Source organism: Nocardioides sp. YIM B13467 (assembly GCF_042788075.1).
In the GTDB taxonomy this organism is placed as follows: domain Bacteria; phylum Actinomycetota; class Actinomycetes; order Propionibacteriales; family Nocardioidaceae; genus Nocardioides.
The window spans coordinates 2,856,415-2,871,135 of the sequence record NZ_JBHZPJ010000046.1; the positions used below are offsets into that span (position 1 = coordinate 2,856,415).

The window sequence follows — 14,721 nt, forward strand, 5'->3', positions numbered from 1 at the left end:
GGCCCATGCCTGCGCCCCGTAACGGGGCGCAGGCATGGCCACGTCAGAGCAGGATCGCCTTCAGCTCGGTGAACTCCTCGATCCCGGCCTTGCCCATCTCGCGGCCGGTCCCGGACTGCTTGCGTCCACCGAAAGGCGCCAGCGGCGTGAACGCCCCACCGTTGACGTGGACCTGGCCCACCTCGAGCCGCCCTGCGATCGAGAGAGCTCGGCTGGGACTCCCGAACACCGCCGCCGTGAGGCCGTACGGCGTGCCGTTGGCGATGCGCACCGCATCGTCGTCGTCGGTGTAGTCGATGACGACGAGCACCGGTCCGAAGATCTCCTCCTGGGCGATCGTCGAGTCCGGGTCGACGTTCGCGAAGATCGTCGGGCGGATGAACGCACCGCCCTCCAGGCCGGGCACCCGTCCAGGCCCGCCGACGACGAGCTCGGCTCCCTCCGCGAGACCCTTCTCGATGTAGCCGTTCACCCGTTGCCACTGGGCCTCCGATGCAACCGGCCCGAGTCGGGTCGCCTCATCGGCAGGGTCGCCTACCGTGTACTCGGCGGCGGCCTCGCGCAGCTTCGCCACGATCTCGTCGTGTCGTGCGGCCGGGACGAGCAGCCGCGTCCAGGCGCCGCAGGCCTGACCGCTGTTGCTCCAGGCGTACTGCAGGGTCTCGGCGACCACTTCGTCGAAGTCGGCGTCGTCGAGCGCGATGCTTGCGGTCTTGCCGCCGAGCTCGAGCCCCACTCGCTTGACCGTGTCGGCCGCGACCGCTGCGACACGCCTGCCCGCGGCCGTCGAGCCCGTGAACGACACCATGTCGATGCCAGGGTGCGCCGCGATGGCCTCGCCGACGACGCTCCCCGTGCAGTAGACGATGTTCAGCACGCCAGCCGGGATCCCGGCGGCCGCTGCTGCCTCGGCCAGGATCGGCCCGGTCAGCGGGGCGGTCTCGGCAGGCTTGAGGACCACCGTGTTGCCGGCCAGCAGCGCCGGGACGACCTTCGTCACGACCTGCTGGAGCGGGAAGTTCCACGGGGTGATGGCGCCGACGACACCAACGGGCTCACGGACGAGCAATGCGTTGCCGGCCCGATCCTCCCACGAGATCTCGGCTGCCAGGGCGGCGACTGCGTTGGTCACCAATGGTGGGAACGCCGCCTGCGCGAGCCGGGAGAACCCGATCGGCACGCCGATCTCGGTCGAGATGGCGTGAGCGATCCGCTCGCTGCGAGCGCTCAGTTGGTCCGCGAGGGCTCGCAGCACATCGGCTCGGGCGGCGGGGCCGAGGCCGGCCCAACCCGGAAGTGCCGTACGAGCGGCCTCGACCGCCCGGTCGACGTCGGCGGCCGTGCCGAGCGGAGCGGTGGCGACCACGCGTCCGTCGACAGGGCTGACGATCTCCATCGTGGTGGTCGTGTGGACGACGGTGCCGGCAACCCAGTGGCCGGGGACGTCATAGGTCAGGTCGATGCTTGTCATGCCACCACGGTGCTTCGTCCGGCGGACCCCATCCATGCCCGGTCATGACAAGGCTGGAGGGGAGTAAGAGGTGGCGTGCGGTTGTTGGAACGATGTGAATCGCGTACGACTCGCAGAGTTTCTGCGCACGCGCCGCGAGGCGCTTCAACCAGAGGACGTCGGAATTCCCAGGGGACTCCACCGCCGGACGCCAGGACTCCGGCGCGACGAGGTCGCGGAGCTCAGTGGCATCTCCACGCACTACTACACCCGCATCGAGCAACCGCGTGGCCCGGTGCCGTCAGCACAGGTACTCGCGGCCATCGGCCGAGGGTTGCATCTCAACTCCGACGAGCTCGATCACCTTCAGCGCCTGGCGGGCCATCCAGCCGTACGTCCGGCCGACCCGGAACACGGGATCAGCCCGGGACTGCGGCGGATCTTCGACCGGCTCCAGGATGAGACGGCTCTCGTCGTCGACGAGGTCGGCGAGACCCTCCTGCAGACTCCCGCGGCGGTCGCTCTGCTCGGGGACGAAACCCGCTACTCCGGGATGATGCGCAGCCGCGCCTATCGGTGGTTCACCGACCCTGCGGCCCGCCAGCGCACGCCCCCCGAGGATCATCCGGCCCATAGCCGTGCACTGGTTGCCCAGCTCGCGCGGGCCGCCGCGTCCGGCATGGGTCCCCGCGCCGACGCGTTGATCACCGCGCTGCGGCGCTCGAGCACCGAGTTCGAGGAGCTGTGGAGCCATCACCCGGTGGTCGGGCCCTACTGTGACGCGAAACGCCTGATCCACGACGAGGTCGGCGAGATCGAGCTGCACGGCCAGACTCTGCACGACCCCGATCGACCCCAGGCTCTGACAGTCTTCACGGCCGAGCCCGGGAGTGAGAGCGAGCGTCGACTCAGGATGCTGTCGCGGGTCTAGACGTAGCCCTCGTCGTTGTCCTCGGCGTGGATCAGGCGCCGCAGCGCCTCGTCCATGTGCAGCTCGACGCGCTTGAGGGTCAGCTTCACGTCGCCCGCCTCGATGGCGTCGACGATCTGGTTGTGCTCCTCGACCAGCTCGAGCGGCTGCTGGTAGGTGCCCTCCAGCGCGGTCAGGCACATCCGCGTCTCGACGATCAGGGTCTGGTGCATCCGGGCCAGGCGCCGGCTCCCGGAGCACTGCACGAGCACGTCGTGGAAGTGGAAGTCGGCATCGCTCAGCGCCGCCGGGTCGCCCAGCTCGAGCGACTTGGTCATCGCGTCGCAGGCAGCGCGGAGCTCGCGCAGCGCCGCGGGGACCCGTGCCTTGGCGATCATCGTGGCGGCGGCACCCTCGACGGCTGTCCTGGCCACGTAGATGTCTCGGATGTCGGCCTCGTCGAGCTCGATCACGAAGAGCCCGCGGTTGGGCTCGCTGCGGAGCAGGCCCTCCTGGACCAGGCGCTGCATCGCCTCGCGCAGCGGGCCGCGGCTGACGCCGAACTGGGCCGAGAGCGCGGTCTCGCTCAGCTGTGCACCGGGCTGCAGGGTGCGCTCCATGATCGCCGTGCGCAGCTGGCGAGCGATGACCGAGGCCGTCGACTCCCTGTGCACGGGTTCGAAGCTCGATGTCACTGTCAACGTGGTCTCCGATAGGTCATCGAGAAAGAGTTTGATTGTTGACAATCATTGCATGTGGCCGGTCCGGCAGTGAGCGGATCGACCGAGCGTGCCGGGTACGCGGGACGCACCCGGCGCGCTCGTTCGCGGATGTCGGTCAGACGGTCTTGTCGAGGCTGTCGAGCTCGGCCAGCTCCGCCTCGGACTCCGGGGTACCCGGGATCTCGGTGCCCCGGATCGACTTGCCGGCCGTCTCGACGACGAAGAACAGCGCGATCAGGCCGACCACGGATCCGGCGATCATGTAGTACGCCGGCATCAGCACGTCACCGGTGGCGCCGATCAGGGCGTTGTTGACGTACAGGGCCGTGCCGCCGAACGCGGCGGTGGAGATGTTGTAGCCGATCGCCATGCCGCCGTAGCGCACCTGCGAGGGGAACATCGCCGGGAAGGTCGCCGAGATGGTCGCGAGCTGGGCGACGTAGACGATGCCCAGCACGGTGAACCCGAGGACCGCCGGCCAGAAGCCCTGGCCGATCAGTAGGAACATCGGGACCGACAGCACGATCAGCCCGATGAAGGAGCCGCCCCACATCGGCTTGCGGCCGACCCTGTCCGAGAGCGCTCCGGCGATCGGCAGGAAGACCAGCATCGCGATCTGTCCGAAGATGACCAGCAGGTCGGCGTCGGAGCTGCTGAAGCCGGCCTCCTCCTGCAGGTAGGTCGCCATGTAGGCGAGCAGGGTGTAGTTGGCGATGTTGAGCGCGGCGACCAGGCCGATCAGGGTGAGGATCGGTTTCCAGAACAGTGCGAAGAGCTCCTTCAGCGCGGCGCCCGCACCACTCTCGACGGCGTCCTGCGTCTCGAGCTCCTGGAAGACCGGGGTCTCCTCGAGCTTGGTCCGGATGTAGAGGCCGATGAGGCCGATCGGACCACCGATCAGGAACGGGATCCGCCAGCCCCACTCGGTCATCGCTTCCTGGCCGATGCTCTTCTCGGTGATGAAGACGACGGCGATGGCGGCGGTGAAGCCGACGATGGTGCCGAACTCCAGGAAGCTGCCGTAGAACCCGCGCCTCTTGTCGGGTGCGCACTCGGCCATGTAGGTCGCGGCGCCGCCGTACTCGCCGCCGGTCGAGAATCCCTGGATGACCCGGAGCAGCACGAGCAGGACCACGGCCCAGACGCCGACCGAGTCGTACGTCGGCAGGCAGCCGACCAGGAAGGTCGCGCCGGCCATCAGGATGATCGTCATCGCGAGGACGCGCTGGCGCCCGATGCGGTCACCGAGGGGGCCCCAGAAGAGGCCGCCGAGCGGTCGCAGGATGAACGAGATCGCGAAGGTCAGCGCCGTGCCGGCGAAGCCGTACTCCGGGAAGAAGTTGGCGGTGATCTCGGTCGCGACGTAGGCGAAGGCGCCGTAGTCGAACCACTCCGTGGCATTGCCGACCGCTGAGCCGGTGATGGCTCTTCGGAGCTTCGATTTGTCGGGTTGTGCCTCGTTGGAGGGGATGGTTGGGGTTCCTGACATTTCTTCTCACCTATTCGGTGTGATTGATGGCTGGGGACCGCTTTTGACCCGCAGTGTCGACTGTAGGTTTGTCAACAATTTGCGCCACGTTAGCGCTGTCTGTGCGCCCTGGCTAGGGCGCGCTGAAGGTGGCGCGGGGTGGGACGGGAGGTTTATGCAAAGCCTCGACGCTACCTGAAGAGGGCTCCGAGCCCGGGCAGGGGGCGGAGCGCCGCGGCGAGTCGCAGGCCCTCCCAGACGGTCACCTGGTTGGCCGTCAGCACCGGTTTCCCGAGGGCTTTCTCCAAGGCATCGATGCAGTTCAGCGTGTGCAGCGCGGTGTCGGGGACGAGGACGGCCTCGGCCTCGGGAACGTCGACGGCCAAGGTCATCTCCAAGACCTCGTCCGGGCCCAGACGGCCGGCGTCGACGGCGGTGAAGATCCCGCTGGCGCCGAAGGAGACCACATCGATTCCGCCCGCCGCCAAGAAGGTGCTGAAGTGGCCGGCCAGCTCCTCGGGGTAGGAGGCGGCGACGGCGACATTCTCGAGCCCGAGGGCTCGGGCCGCCTCGACGAAGGCGATCGAGGTCGACGAGGCGGGGACGCCCAGCCGCTCGCTGATCGCGGCGGCCTGGGCCGCGGCGCCGTCCCGGCCGTAGACGAAGCTGCCCGACGTACACGCCCACATCACCGCGTCGGGGGAGTGGGCCGCGATCGCGTCGGCACCCGCAGCGAGCCTGTCCGCGGAGCCGGTGTCGAGGAGAGCCTCGACGGTGTGCTCGTCGCGGCCCATGGAGGTGTGGACCAACGGCAGCCAGATCGCACCGCCGAGCGCGTTCTCGAGCGCCGGGAAGTCGTCCTCGGCCGCGTAGCCGGGATAGAGCAGCCCGATGACCGGTGGCCGGGTCATGAGGCATGCCCCCACAGATCCTCGGCGGCCGGCGGGGTGCGTCCGACCATCCGGAGTGCGGCCTCCATGGTCGCCCGGTTCGCGGAGATCACCGGCTTCCCGAGCTCGGCCTCGAGCCGGCCGATGATGTCGTACGTCGCCAGGTTCGTGCACGAGACGACGACCGCCTCGGCGGCGTCGGTGTCGGCTGCCCGCACGAGCTCGAGCGTGGTCTCGTAGGGCACCTCCCAGATGTGGTGACCCAGCCCGAGGTCGCCGGCGCTCACCACGGTGACCCCGGCCTCGGCGAGGAAGCCGGCGAACCGGCCCGCGAGAGCGACGTCGTAGGGCGTGGCGACCGCGACCCGGGAGACGCCGAGAGTGGAGAGCGACTCCAGCACGGCGCCGGAGGTGGTGATCGCGGGAGCATCGCCGGCTCGGCTCATCGCCGCGGTCAGCCGCCGCTCGCCGTGCCGGCCGTGGACGAAGCTGCCGGAGGTGCAGGCGTAGACGTAGAGGTGGGGTTCGGCGGCCGCGAGATCGCGCACGGCCCGTTCGACGACCGCGGTCTCGCTGATCTCCTCGGCCATCTCGAGGGTGACCGCGCGGTCGGTGTAGGGCGTCCGGTTGAAGAGCAGGCTGGTGTCGGGCGGGGCCCACCGCCACAGCTCGTGGTCGAGCACCATGTCATGGGGAACGACCACGGCGATGCGTACTGTCGGGGACATCGCACCTCGCTAGGATTGTTGACAATCTGCAATCGGCTCTCCTAGCGTAGTCTCGGATTGTTGCGGAGGTGTGTCGATGCGACGGAGGATTTTTCTTGGAGACGTCCCGGCGCCCCGCGATCACGGTCCTCTGTCCGCCCGACGGCGGCAGACCCGCCGGGATGGAGCGCCTCGAGGCGGATGCCGAGCTCACCTACACCGATGCCGCGGGCTTGGCCGAAGCGCTTCGCGGAGCCGAGGCGCTGCTGCTGTGGGACTACTTCTCCGAGGCCGTCCGTGACGCCTGGCCGAGCGCCGGCTCGCTGCGCTGGCTCCATGTCGCCGCCGCCGGGGTCGACAAGCTGCTGTTCCCGGAGCTGGTCGCCTCCGACGTGGTCGTCACCAACGCCCGCGGGATCTTCGACCGGGCGATGGCGGAGTTCGTGCTCGGCTCGATCCTGGCCGTGGCCAAGGACATCCACCTCAGCCATGACCTGCAGTCGGCCCGGAAGTGGCTGCGCCGCGAGACTCGGCTGATCAGCGCCGAGACCGCGCTCGTGGTCGGCACCGGCGCGATCGGTCGCGAGACGGCCCGGCTGCTGCGCGCGGCCGGGATGGACGTACGCGGCGCCGGCCGCACCGCTCGCAGCGGCGATCCCGACTTCGGTGAGGTCGTCGCCAGCGCCGACCTGGCCGTACACGTCGGCTGGGCCGACCACGTCGTCGTCACGGCCCCGCTGACCGACGAGACCCGTGGCCTGATCAGTGCGAACGTGCTCGCGGCGATGAAGCCGGGCAGCCACCTGGTCAACGTCGGGCGCGGGCAGATCGTCGACGAGGCTGCGCTCGTCTCCGCGCTCCGTGACGGCCCGATAGAGGCGGCGTCCCTGGACGTCTTCGAGGTCGAGCCGCCGCCGGCCGAGAGCCCGTTGTGGACCATGCCGGGAGTGGCGGTCTCGGCACACATGTCCGGCGACTACGAGGGCTGGCGAGAGGCGCTGGCGGACCAGTTCGTCGACAACGCCCGGCGCTGGCTGAGCGGCGAGCCGCTGCTGAACGTCGTCGACAAGCACCGCGGCTTCGTCGTCGCGGAGCAGGGGGAGAGGCCATGACCGACCCGATGACCGACCCGATGACCGCGTCCGGATCCGAGCTCAGCGCCTTGACCGCCGCCGAGCTGGTGGCCGGCTATCGCTCGGGCGCCTTCACCCCGCTCGACGCGACGCGGTCGGTGCTCGACACGATCGAAGAGCGCGACGCCGCGGTGAACGCCTTCGTCCGGGTCGACCCCGACGGCGCGCTCGCGCAGGCGACCGCGTCCACCGAGAGATGGCGGGCCGGGCAGCCGCGAGGCAGCGCCGACGGCGTACCGACGTCGGTCAAGGACATCCTGTGGACCGCCGGATTGCCGACAGTCCGCGGCACCTGGCTCATCGACGAGGCCGGCCCGTGGCTCGAGGACGCTCCCGCGGTCGCGCGGCTGCGCGAGGCCGGGGCGGTGATCACCGGGAAGACGACGACTCCCGAGTTCGCCTGGAAGGGCGTCACCGACTCGCTCCGCTACGGCTCCACCGGCAACCCCTGGGACCCGGGCCTGACCTCGGGCGGCTCCAGCGGTGGCGCCGCGGCAGCGGTCGGTCTCGGCATGGGCCCGTGGGCGCTCGGCACCGACGGCGGCGGCTCGGTCCGGATCCCGGCCTCCTTCACCGGCACGGTGACGATCAAGCCGACCTACGGGCTGATCCCGCTCTATCCCGCCAGCCCTTTCGGCACCCTCTCCCACGCCGGCCCGATGACCAGGACCGTGACCGACGCGGCGGCGCTGCTCGACGTCGTCGCCGGCTTCGACTCCCGCGACTGGTCGGCGATGCCCACGCCGGAAGCCTCCTTCCTGGCCGGTCTCGAGGACGGTGTCGAAGGGCTGAGGATCGGGTTCTCGGCCACGCTCGGGTACGCCGAGAACGACCCGGAGGTCGAGCGGCTGGTCCGCGAGGCAGTCACCGTGCTCGAGTCCGAGGGCGCCCAGGTCGAGGAGATCGATCCCGGTTTCGCTGACCCGGTGGAGGCGTTCGAGGTGCTCTGGTTCTGCGGTGCGGCGAAGGTGCTCGACGCCTATCCCCCCGGCGCGATCGGCAAGATCGACCCGCTGCTGCGCGAAGGCATCGAGACCAAGGGCCGCGGCTCCGCGGCCGACTACCTGGACGCCACCGCGGTACGGATGGACCTCGGCCGGTTGATGGGGCGGTTCCACGAGACGTACGACCTGCTGGTCACCCCGACCATGCCGATCACCGCCTTCGAGCGGGGTCTGCAGGCGCCCAAGGGCTGGCCCTCGCAGTGGTGGCCGAGCTGGACGCCCTACACCTACCCGTTCAACATGACCCAGCAGCCCGCGGCGAGCGTGCCCTGCGGCATCACCGAGGAGGGAATGCCCGTCGGCCTCCAGATCGTCGGCGCCCGCCACGACGACGCCCGGGTGCTGCGAGCGGCGCGGGCCTATGAGCGGGCCAGCGGTGAGCTGTTCGTCCGACCTGTCGACAATCCTCGAGGAGCCCGATGAGCCGTTACATCACCGTCACCCTGGAGCGCCGCGGCGTCTCCTGTCTCGCCCGGCTGCTCGACGAGGAGGCCCCGCGCACCGCCGGCGCCGTGTGGGACGCACTGCCGCTCAGCGGCCAGGTCTTCCACGGCAAGTACGCCCGCAACGAGATCTACAACCTGGTGCCCGCCTTCGCCGCGAAGGAGCCCGGCAAGGAGAACACCACGGTGACCCCGATCCCCGGTGACCTGTGCTACTTCGCCTTCTCCGCCGACGACCTCGGCAACCCGTCCTACGGCTACCCGGAGGACCGCGGCCCGGGAGAGCTGACCGAGATCGTCGACCTCGCCCTCTTCTACGGCCGTAACAACCTGCTCATCAACGGCGATCAGGGCTGGGTGCCGGGCAACGTCTTCGGCACTGTTGTCGACGGACTCGAGGCGATGGCGCAAGCCTGTCAGGACGTCTGGATGAACGGTGCCACCGACGAGATCCTCACCTTCGCGCGCTCCCACGAGGACGCTCCGTAGGCGACGCGCACGGCATCCGCCTACTCCTGCGGGGGCAGGCCGAGGACGGCATTCATCGCGGTCAGCGCCCAGGTGTGGACCGGTGCGCCCGCCTCCATCTGGTGGGAGGGCGTGATGCCTGACGCGATGGCCTTGATCGCGAACGCCGCTTGGTCAGGGTCGAGAGTCTGGGGGAGGTCGCCGGAGTCGATCGCGGTGGCGATCTCGCGACGCAGGGTCTTGCGCCATCGAGCAGAGCCGCTGGCGAGAAGGTCGTGTACGGGGCCGGCGCGGCCGTCGAAGTCGAAGGTCATCTGTTCCACCGCGCATCCGCCGGGATAGGGCGGGTTGACGGCGTAGTCGACCCACGCGCGGCACAGCGCACGAAGGCGTACCAGCCCGGGTTCGTGGTGGGCGACCGGTGCCCAGACGAGCTCGACGAAGCGCTGCTGGACGTACTCGACCGCGGCCAGCTGGAGGTTCTCCTTGCTGCCGAACTGGCCGATCACGCCCGACTTGCTCATCCCCAGCCCGGTGGCGAGGCGGCCGATCGAGATGGTGTCCAGGCCCTCGACCGAGGCCAGGTCGGCGGCCTCCTTGAGGATCGACTGCCGGGTATCGAGGGCTGCCTGAGCCGATGCGCGTCCCGCCATGCCGGTGACTATAGCGCACGGTCGTATTCTATTGACGTACGAACGATCGTACTCTAAAACGGAGGCATGACTTCTACGACCTTTGCTCAGCGTTATCCCGCTGAGGCAGCAGACCGCGACTGCCTCGATCCGGACCTCGCGCAAGCCGTGCTCGACAACGGCCGTTGGCACCGGCTGGTGATCCTCGGTGACAGCGTCGCCGCGGGCGTACGTGATCCTCTGGAGGGCTATCGGGATCTCTCGGCGGGGGAGCGGCTCTCGGAGGCGCTGGCCGCGACGCGGCCGGAGTTCAGGCAGCGTACGCTCGCGCAGCCGTTCCTGCGGACCGCCGAGATCCGGGAGAAGTTCCTCCCCGATGCGCTGGCTTTCGAGCCGGACCTGGTCCTGGTCAGCGCCGGCGGGAACGACGCCTTCTCGCGTGGTTTCGACTCGGGGCGGTTCGCCGCGGAGCTCGACACGCTGTTGCGGCCGTTGGCTTCGACGGGCGCTACCGTCGCGACGATCGGGCTCTACGACTGGGCTCACTCGGGGCTGCTTCCCGCCGAGACGGCGACGCAGACGGCGCTCAGGCTCAACGAGGTCGACGCCGTGCAGCGTCGCGTCGTCGAAGGCGTCGGCGGGATCCATCTGCGGGCCCAGCAGATCGAGGCCGGGCGGGACCCGGCGATCTACTCGGCGGACAGGATCCATGCGAACGCCCGCGGGCAAGCGATCGCCTTCGCGAACGTCGTACGTCATCTCTCGGCCTATCGGGCCGTGCCCGACTGGCTTCGCTGAGCCGGCGGGCGCTCCCGCCCGCCCACCACGGAGACGCTGGGCGGTTGTAGTCACCTCGTCGATGGATGCTGTTCGAAGCCGGCCCGTAGGGTTTGAGCATGTCTTGGTTGGAGCGCAACACCCATCATTGGGACGACTGGTCCCTGGCTGATCTGGTCGCAGCCAAGCAGGGGCAGCGGGTGAGCCTCGTGGTGCCGGCGCGCAACGAGGCCGCGACCGTCGGCGGCCTGGTCGACAGGCTGCGGACCAGCCTGATGGAGACCTCGGATCTGGTCGACGAGCTCGTGGTCATCGACTCCGACTCCTCCGACGACACCGCGCGGATCGCCGCCGACGCCGGCGCCGCCGTCTACGCTTCGGCCGCGATTCGGCCCGATCTCGGCTCATACCCCGGCAAGGGCGAGGCGATGTGGAAGTCGCAGTTCGTGACCACAGGCGAGCTGATCGTCTTCATGGACGCCGACCTGACCGACTGGGACACCCATTTCGTACGCGGCCTGGTCGGCCCCCTTGTCAACAATCCGACGATCGAGCTGGTCAAGGGCTTCTACCGGCGGCCGGGAGAGCACGGTCTCGACGGTGGCCGGGTCACCGAGCTCGTCGCTCGCCCGCTGCTGGCCCTCCATCGCAGGCCGCTGCGGGACCTGATCCAGCCGCTGGCGGGGGAGTGGTCGATCCGGCGCTCGCTGTTCGAGCGGCTGCGGGTCCCGACCGGCTACGGCGTGGAGCTCGCCGCCCTCGTCGACACCCTGGACACGCGAGGGATGGACGCGATCGCCCAGGTCGACCTCGGCCAGCGCGACCACAGCCACCAGGACCTCTTCGATCTCGGCCTGATGGCCACCCAGATCGTGGGCATGATGTCGCGCCGCCTCGGCACCGGTCCGGCGGGCGACGACGTCGAGATGCGGCAGTACATCCCGATCGACGGCTCGACCAAGGTCGTCGACCGGTCCGTGAGCCTCCTGGAGCGGCCGCCGGTGCGCGACGGCTCGGGCGATATGGTCGCCTGATGCTGCGCCTCGGACGACATGACTTCGGTGATGACGAAGCGCTGATGATGGCGATCGTCAACCGCACCCCGGACTCGTTCTTCGACAAGGGAGCGACCTGGGCCGAGGACGCGGCCTTCGAGCGCGTACGCCTGGTGGCCTCCCAGGGCGCGGAGATCGTCGACATCGGCGGGATCAAGGCGGCCCCGGGGGCCGAGATCGACGCCGCGGAGGAGAAGGCCCGGGTGGTCGACTTCGTCGCGCAGGTGCGCGAGGAGTTCCCGGAGCTGGTGATCTCGGTGGACACCTGGCGCGCGGAGGTCGGCGACGCGGTGTGCGCGGCCGGCGCCGACGTCATCAACGACGCCTGGGGCGGGGCCGACCCGGAGCTCGTCGACGTCGCAGCCGCCCACGGCGCCGCGATCGTGTGCACCCACACCGGCGGCGTGACGCCGCGGACCCGGCCCTACCGGATCGAGTACGACGACGTCGTCCGCGACGCGATCGACTCGACCCTCGGCTACGCCCAGCGTGCCCTGGACGCCGGAGTCGCGAAGGACTCGATCGTGATCGACCCGGCCCACGACTTCGGGAAGAACACCTTCCACTCCCTCGAGATCACCCGCCGGCTCGGCGAGATGGTCGCGACCGGCTGGCCGGTGCTGGTCTCGCTCTCCAACAAGGACTTCGTGGGGGAGACGCTCGACCAGCCGGTCGGCGAGCGCCTCCTCGGCACCCTGGCCGCGACCTCGGTCTGCGCGCTGGCCGGCGCCCGCGTCTACCGCGTCCATCAGGTGCCGGAGACCCGGCAGACCGTCGACATGGTCTGGACGATCGCCGGACGGCGACGCCCGAAGCGAGCGATCAGGGGGCTGCAGTGACGCGATTGGCGCTGGTTCCGGGATGCCTGGCCCTGCTGCCGGAGTACGCCTCGCTCGACGACCCCGTCGCCGAGCTCCGCGCGGCCTGCCTGGCCGCCGTGGCCTGGCTGGGCGAGGACGTACATGTGATCGCGGGTGCGCAGGGTGCCCGGGTGGCCTCCTCGCTGCTGGCGGAGGTCGGTGCGGCTCCGGTGACCACTGGCGAGGCGGCGTACCTCATCGTCGGCAACGGCTCCGCCCGCCGCAGCGAGAAAGCCCCGGGGCACCTCGACTCACGGGCTGCCGGGTTCGACGAGATGCTCGGCAAGGCGCTGACGACGCCCGATCCCGAGGCGCTCGGCGCGCTCGATCTCGGGCTGGCCGATGAGCTGTGGGCCGACGTCGGCCCGATCGTGGAAGCGGCCGACCTGCTGGCCGGAGTCGGGACCGTGGCGGTCGACTACGACGACGACCCGTACGGGGTGCGCTACTGGGTCGCCCGTTGGGCGGACGGGCCGGCGTAGTCGAGTAGGTCGCCGAGCCCGGCCGCGTACACCTTCGGGTTCACGTCGCCCAGCATGAGCCGCTGCAGGATGAAGCCGGGCAGCAGGCCGGTGAGGACCATCGCGATTCGTTCGGGGTCGGCGTCCGGGCGGAACCGGCCGGCCGCGATGGCGCCCTCGGCGTAGGTGCGCCAGGCGGCACGGATACGTCGCGCCTCGGGTGCCATCAGTTCGCGGACCTCCGGGTCGCGGGCGGCCTCGGCCCAGGTCTGCAGGGCGATCCGGGGGAGGTCGACACCGAGCTCCTCGGAGAGGTCGAGGAGATGCTGGGTCGCGGCCTCGATCGCCCGCTCGGGCGGGGGAGCGCCTTCCTCGGAGCCCGGGTCGGGGGTGAACCGGGTGATCGCCTCCGCGATGGTCGTCAGACCTGACTCGGCGATCACGCGGATGATGTCGCTCTTGCCGCGGAAGTAGGTGTAGACCGAGCCCGCGGACAGGCCGGACTCCTTGACGACCGCGGCCATCGTCGTCTTGTGGAAGCCGTCGCGCTCCACGCAGCGCAGCGTGGCCGCGATGATCTGCTGGCGTTTCTCGGCGCGGTGCTCCTCGCTGATCTTCGGCATGCCGGAAGCATACCTCAAAAGAAAACGAACATTCATTCTTGATAAATCCGACGAGGCAGAGGAGAGTGTCCTTCAAAGAGAATGAACATTCGTTTTTTTAAGAAGGAATCCGACATGTCCAAGTCTGCGAAAGCCGTGATCGGGGTCAGCCTCGGTCTGGTCACCTTGCTCACGTTGCTCATCTCCGCGTTCGCCTGGCCCACCAGCGAGCTGGAGCCCAGGTCGCTGCCGCTGGTCGTCGCCGGCCCCGAGGCCGCGGTCACCCAGATCGAGACCCAGCTCGCCGCCAACGCGGGGGAGGACGGCTTCGAGATCACCGCCGTCGACAACCGCGAGGAAGCTGTCGAGGCGATCGAGGACCGCGAGGCGTACGGCGCGATCGTCGCCGGTCCCCAGGGCCCGGAGTTCCTGGTCGCCTCCGCGGCCAGCGCGAATGTCGCCCAGCAGCTCACCCAGATGGCCACCGCCATGGGAGCCGAGACCGGGACGCAGCCCCAGGTGACCGACGTCGTTGCCAGCGCGGAGGACGACCCGCGGGGCGTCGTCTTCGGTGCGTCCGCGCTGCCGTTGGTGATCGGCGGCATCATGGCCGGCGCCATCACCTCGCTCGTGCTGACCCGCACCCGGGACCGGGTGGCGGCCGCCTTCCTGATCGCGATCGGCGGCGGTCTCGCGATGACCGGTGTCGTCCAGGGCTGGCTCGGCGCCCTGGAGGGCAGCTACCTGGCCAACGCCGGAGTCGTCGCCCTCGGCATCCTCGCGGTCGCGCTCCCGATCATCGGCCTGCGCCACCTCATCGGGCCGGCAGGCGTCGGCATCGTCGCGCTCCTGATCCTGCTCGTCGGCAACCCGCTCTCCGGGATCACCTCCGCGCCGGAGATGGTGCCGTTCGGATGGCTCGGCCAGTTGATGCCTCCGGGTGCGGCCGGGTCGGCGCTGCGCGGCTTCTCCTTCTTCGACGGCGCCGGAACCACGACGCCACTGATCGTCCTCGCCTGCTGGGCGGGAATCGGCCTGCTCCTGACCGTGCTCCCGCACCGTGAGGAGGGCAGCGCCGAGGCTGCGGGTGCTGGACGGACCGAGCGTGACCTGGACCCCGTGGCACGGTAGAACTGTAG

General features: G+C 69.8%; 16 protein-coding genes. 9 read left to right on the forward strand and 7 right to left on the reverse strand.

Going from position 1 to position 14,721, the window contains the following annotated elements:
• Positions 1-43: 43 nt before the first annotated feature.
• Positions 44-1,471 carry an aldehyde dehydrogenase family protein gene (locus tag ACFX43_RS20775; RefSeq protein WP_378834073.1) on the reverse strand — a complete coding sequence of 476 codons (1,428 nt, stop codon included), beginning with the start codon at positions 1,469-1,471 and terminating at the stop codon, positions 44-46.
• Between the two features lie 94 nt (positions 1,472-1,565).
• On the opposite strand from ACFX43_RS20775, the gene ACFX43_RS20780 reads away from it, so the two are divergent.
• On the forward strand, positions 1,566-2,381 hold the full coding sequence (locus ACFX43_RS20780; RefSeq protein WP_378834079.1) for a helix-turn-helix transcriptional regulator: 816 nt from the start codon (positions 1,566-1,568) through the stop codon (positions 2,379-2,381).
• Here the strand turns inward: ACFX43_RS20780 and ACFX43_RS20785 are convergent.
• From ACFX43_RS20785 to ACFX43_RS20800, 4 genes are all read right to left on the reverse strand, one after another.
• Positions 2,378-3,034 carry a GntR family transcriptional regulator gene (locus ACFX43_RS20785; RefSeq protein WP_378834083.1) on the reverse strand — a complete coding sequence of 219 codons (657 nt, stop codon included), beginning with the start codon at positions 3,032-3,034 and terminating at the stop codon, positions 2,378-2,380. The genes ACFX43_RS20780 and ACFX43_RS20785 overlap by 4 nt on opposite strands.
• 163 nt (positions 3,035-3,197) lie before the next feature.
• Positions 3,198-4,571, reverse strand: a complete 1,374-nt coding sequence (locus ACFX43_RS20790; protein ID WP_378834086.1) for an MFS transporter — start codon at positions 4,569-4,571, stop codon at positions 3,198-3,200.
• A gap of 170 nt (positions 4,572-4,741) precedes the next feature.
• Entirely contained in the window at positions 4,742-5,461 is a 720-nt protein-coding gene (locus ACFX43_RS20795; protein WP_378834089.1) for a maleate cis-trans isomerase, read from the reverse strand.
• Complete coding sequence (locus ACFX43_RS20800; protein ID WP_378834092.1) at positions 5,458-6,168, reverse strand: aspartate/glutamate racemase family protein; 711 nt, start codon at positions 6,166-6,168, stop codon at positions 5,458-5,460. Before ACFX43_RS20800 ends, ACFX43_RS20795 begins: the two co-directional genes overlap by 4 nt.
• Positions 6,169-6,263: 95 nt before the next feature.
• Here ACFX43_RS20800 and ACFX43_RS20805 point away from each other — a divergent pair, with 95 nt between their 5' ends.
• Genes ACFX43_RS20805 through ACFX43_RS20815 form a run of 3 tightly spaced genes read left to right on the forward strand, consistent with a single transcriptional unit; the run spans position 6,264 to position 9,216 of the window.
• On the forward strand, positions 6,264-7,259 hold the full coding sequence (locus tag ACFX43_RS20805; protein WP_378834095.1) for a D-2-hydroxyacid dehydrogenase: 996 nt from the start codon (positions 6,264-6,266) through the stop codon (positions 7,257-7,259).
• On the forward strand, positions 7,256-8,707 hold the full coding sequence (locus ACFX43_RS20810) for an amidase (protein WP_378834097.1): 1,452 nt from the start codon (positions 7,256-7,258) through the stop codon (positions 8,705-8,707). The genes ACFX43_RS20805 and ACFX43_RS20810 overlap by 4 nt, the downstream gene beginning before the upstream one ends.
• Entirely contained in the window at positions 8,704-9,216 is a 513-nt protein-coding gene (locus ACFX43_RS20815; protein WP_378834099.1) for a DUF3830 family protein, read from the forward strand. The genes ACFX43_RS20810 and ACFX43_RS20815 overlap by 4 nt, the downstream gene beginning before the upstream one ends.
• A 20-nt stretch (positions 9,217-9,236) precedes the next feature.
• On the opposite strand, the gene ACFX43_RS20820 is transcribed toward ACFX43_RS20815, so the two are convergent.
• A complete protein-coding gene (locus ACFX43_RS20820) occupies positions 9,237-9,848 on the reverse strand; it encodes a TetR/AcrR family transcriptional regulator (RefSeq protein ID WP_378834102.1) in 612 nt (203 codons plus the stop codon).
• Positions 9,849-9,914: 66 nt separating this feature from the next.
• Between ACFX43_RS20820 and ACFX43_RS20825 the strand changes: the two genes are divergently transcribed.
• The 4 genes from ACFX43_RS20825 (at position 9,915) to ACFX43_RS20840 (ending at position 13,001) form a co-directional block, all read left to right on the forward strand.
• Positions 9,915-10,625: an SGNH/GDSL hydrolase family protein gene (locus tag ACFX43_RS20825; protein WP_378834107.1), complete on the forward strand. Its 711-nt coding sequence runs from the start codon at positions 9,915-9,917 to the stop codon at positions 10,623-10,625.
• Between the two features lie 98 nt (positions 10,626-10,723).
• Positions 10,724-11,638, forward strand: a complete 915-nt coding sequence (locus ACFX43_RS20830; protein WP_378834112.1) for a glucosyl-3-phosphoglycerate synthase — start codon at positions 10,724-10,726, stop codon at positions 11,636-11,638.
• Positions 11,638-12,498 carry a dihydropteroate synthase gene (gene folP, locus ACFX43_RS20835; RefSeq protein ID WP_378834115.1) on the forward strand — a complete coding sequence of 287 codons (861 nt, stop codon included), beginning with the start codon at positions 11,638-11,640 and terminating at the stop codon, positions 12,496-12,498. Before ACFX43_RS20830 ends, folP begins: the two co-directional genes overlap by 1 nt.
• Positions 12,495-13,001 carry a hypothetical protein gene (locus tag ACFX43_RS20840; RefSeq protein ID WP_378834118.1) on the forward strand — a complete coding sequence of 169 codons (507 nt, stop codon included), beginning with the start codon at positions 12,495-12,497 and terminating at the stop codon, positions 12,999-13,001. Before folP ends, ACFX43_RS20840 begins: the two co-directional genes overlap by 4 nt.
• Here ACFX43_RS20840 and ACFX43_RS20845 read toward each other — a convergent pair.
• A complete protein-coding gene (locus tag ACFX43_RS20845; RefSeq protein WP_378834121.1) occupies positions 12,965-13,603 on the reverse strand; it encodes a TetR/AcrR family transcriptional regulator in 639 nt (212 codons plus the stop codon). The genes ACFX43_RS20840 and ACFX43_RS20845 overlap by 37 nt on opposite strands.
• 114 nt (positions 13,604-13,717) lie before the next feature.
• Between ACFX43_RS20845 and ACFX43_RS20850 the strand changes: the two genes are divergently transcribed.
• Positions 13,718-14,713, forward strand: a complete 996-nt coding sequence (locus ACFX43_RS20850) for a hypothetical protein (RefSeq protein WP_378834125.1) — start codon at positions 13,718-13,720, stop codon at positions 14,711-14,713.
• Positions 14,714-14,721: the final 8 nt, after the last annotated feature.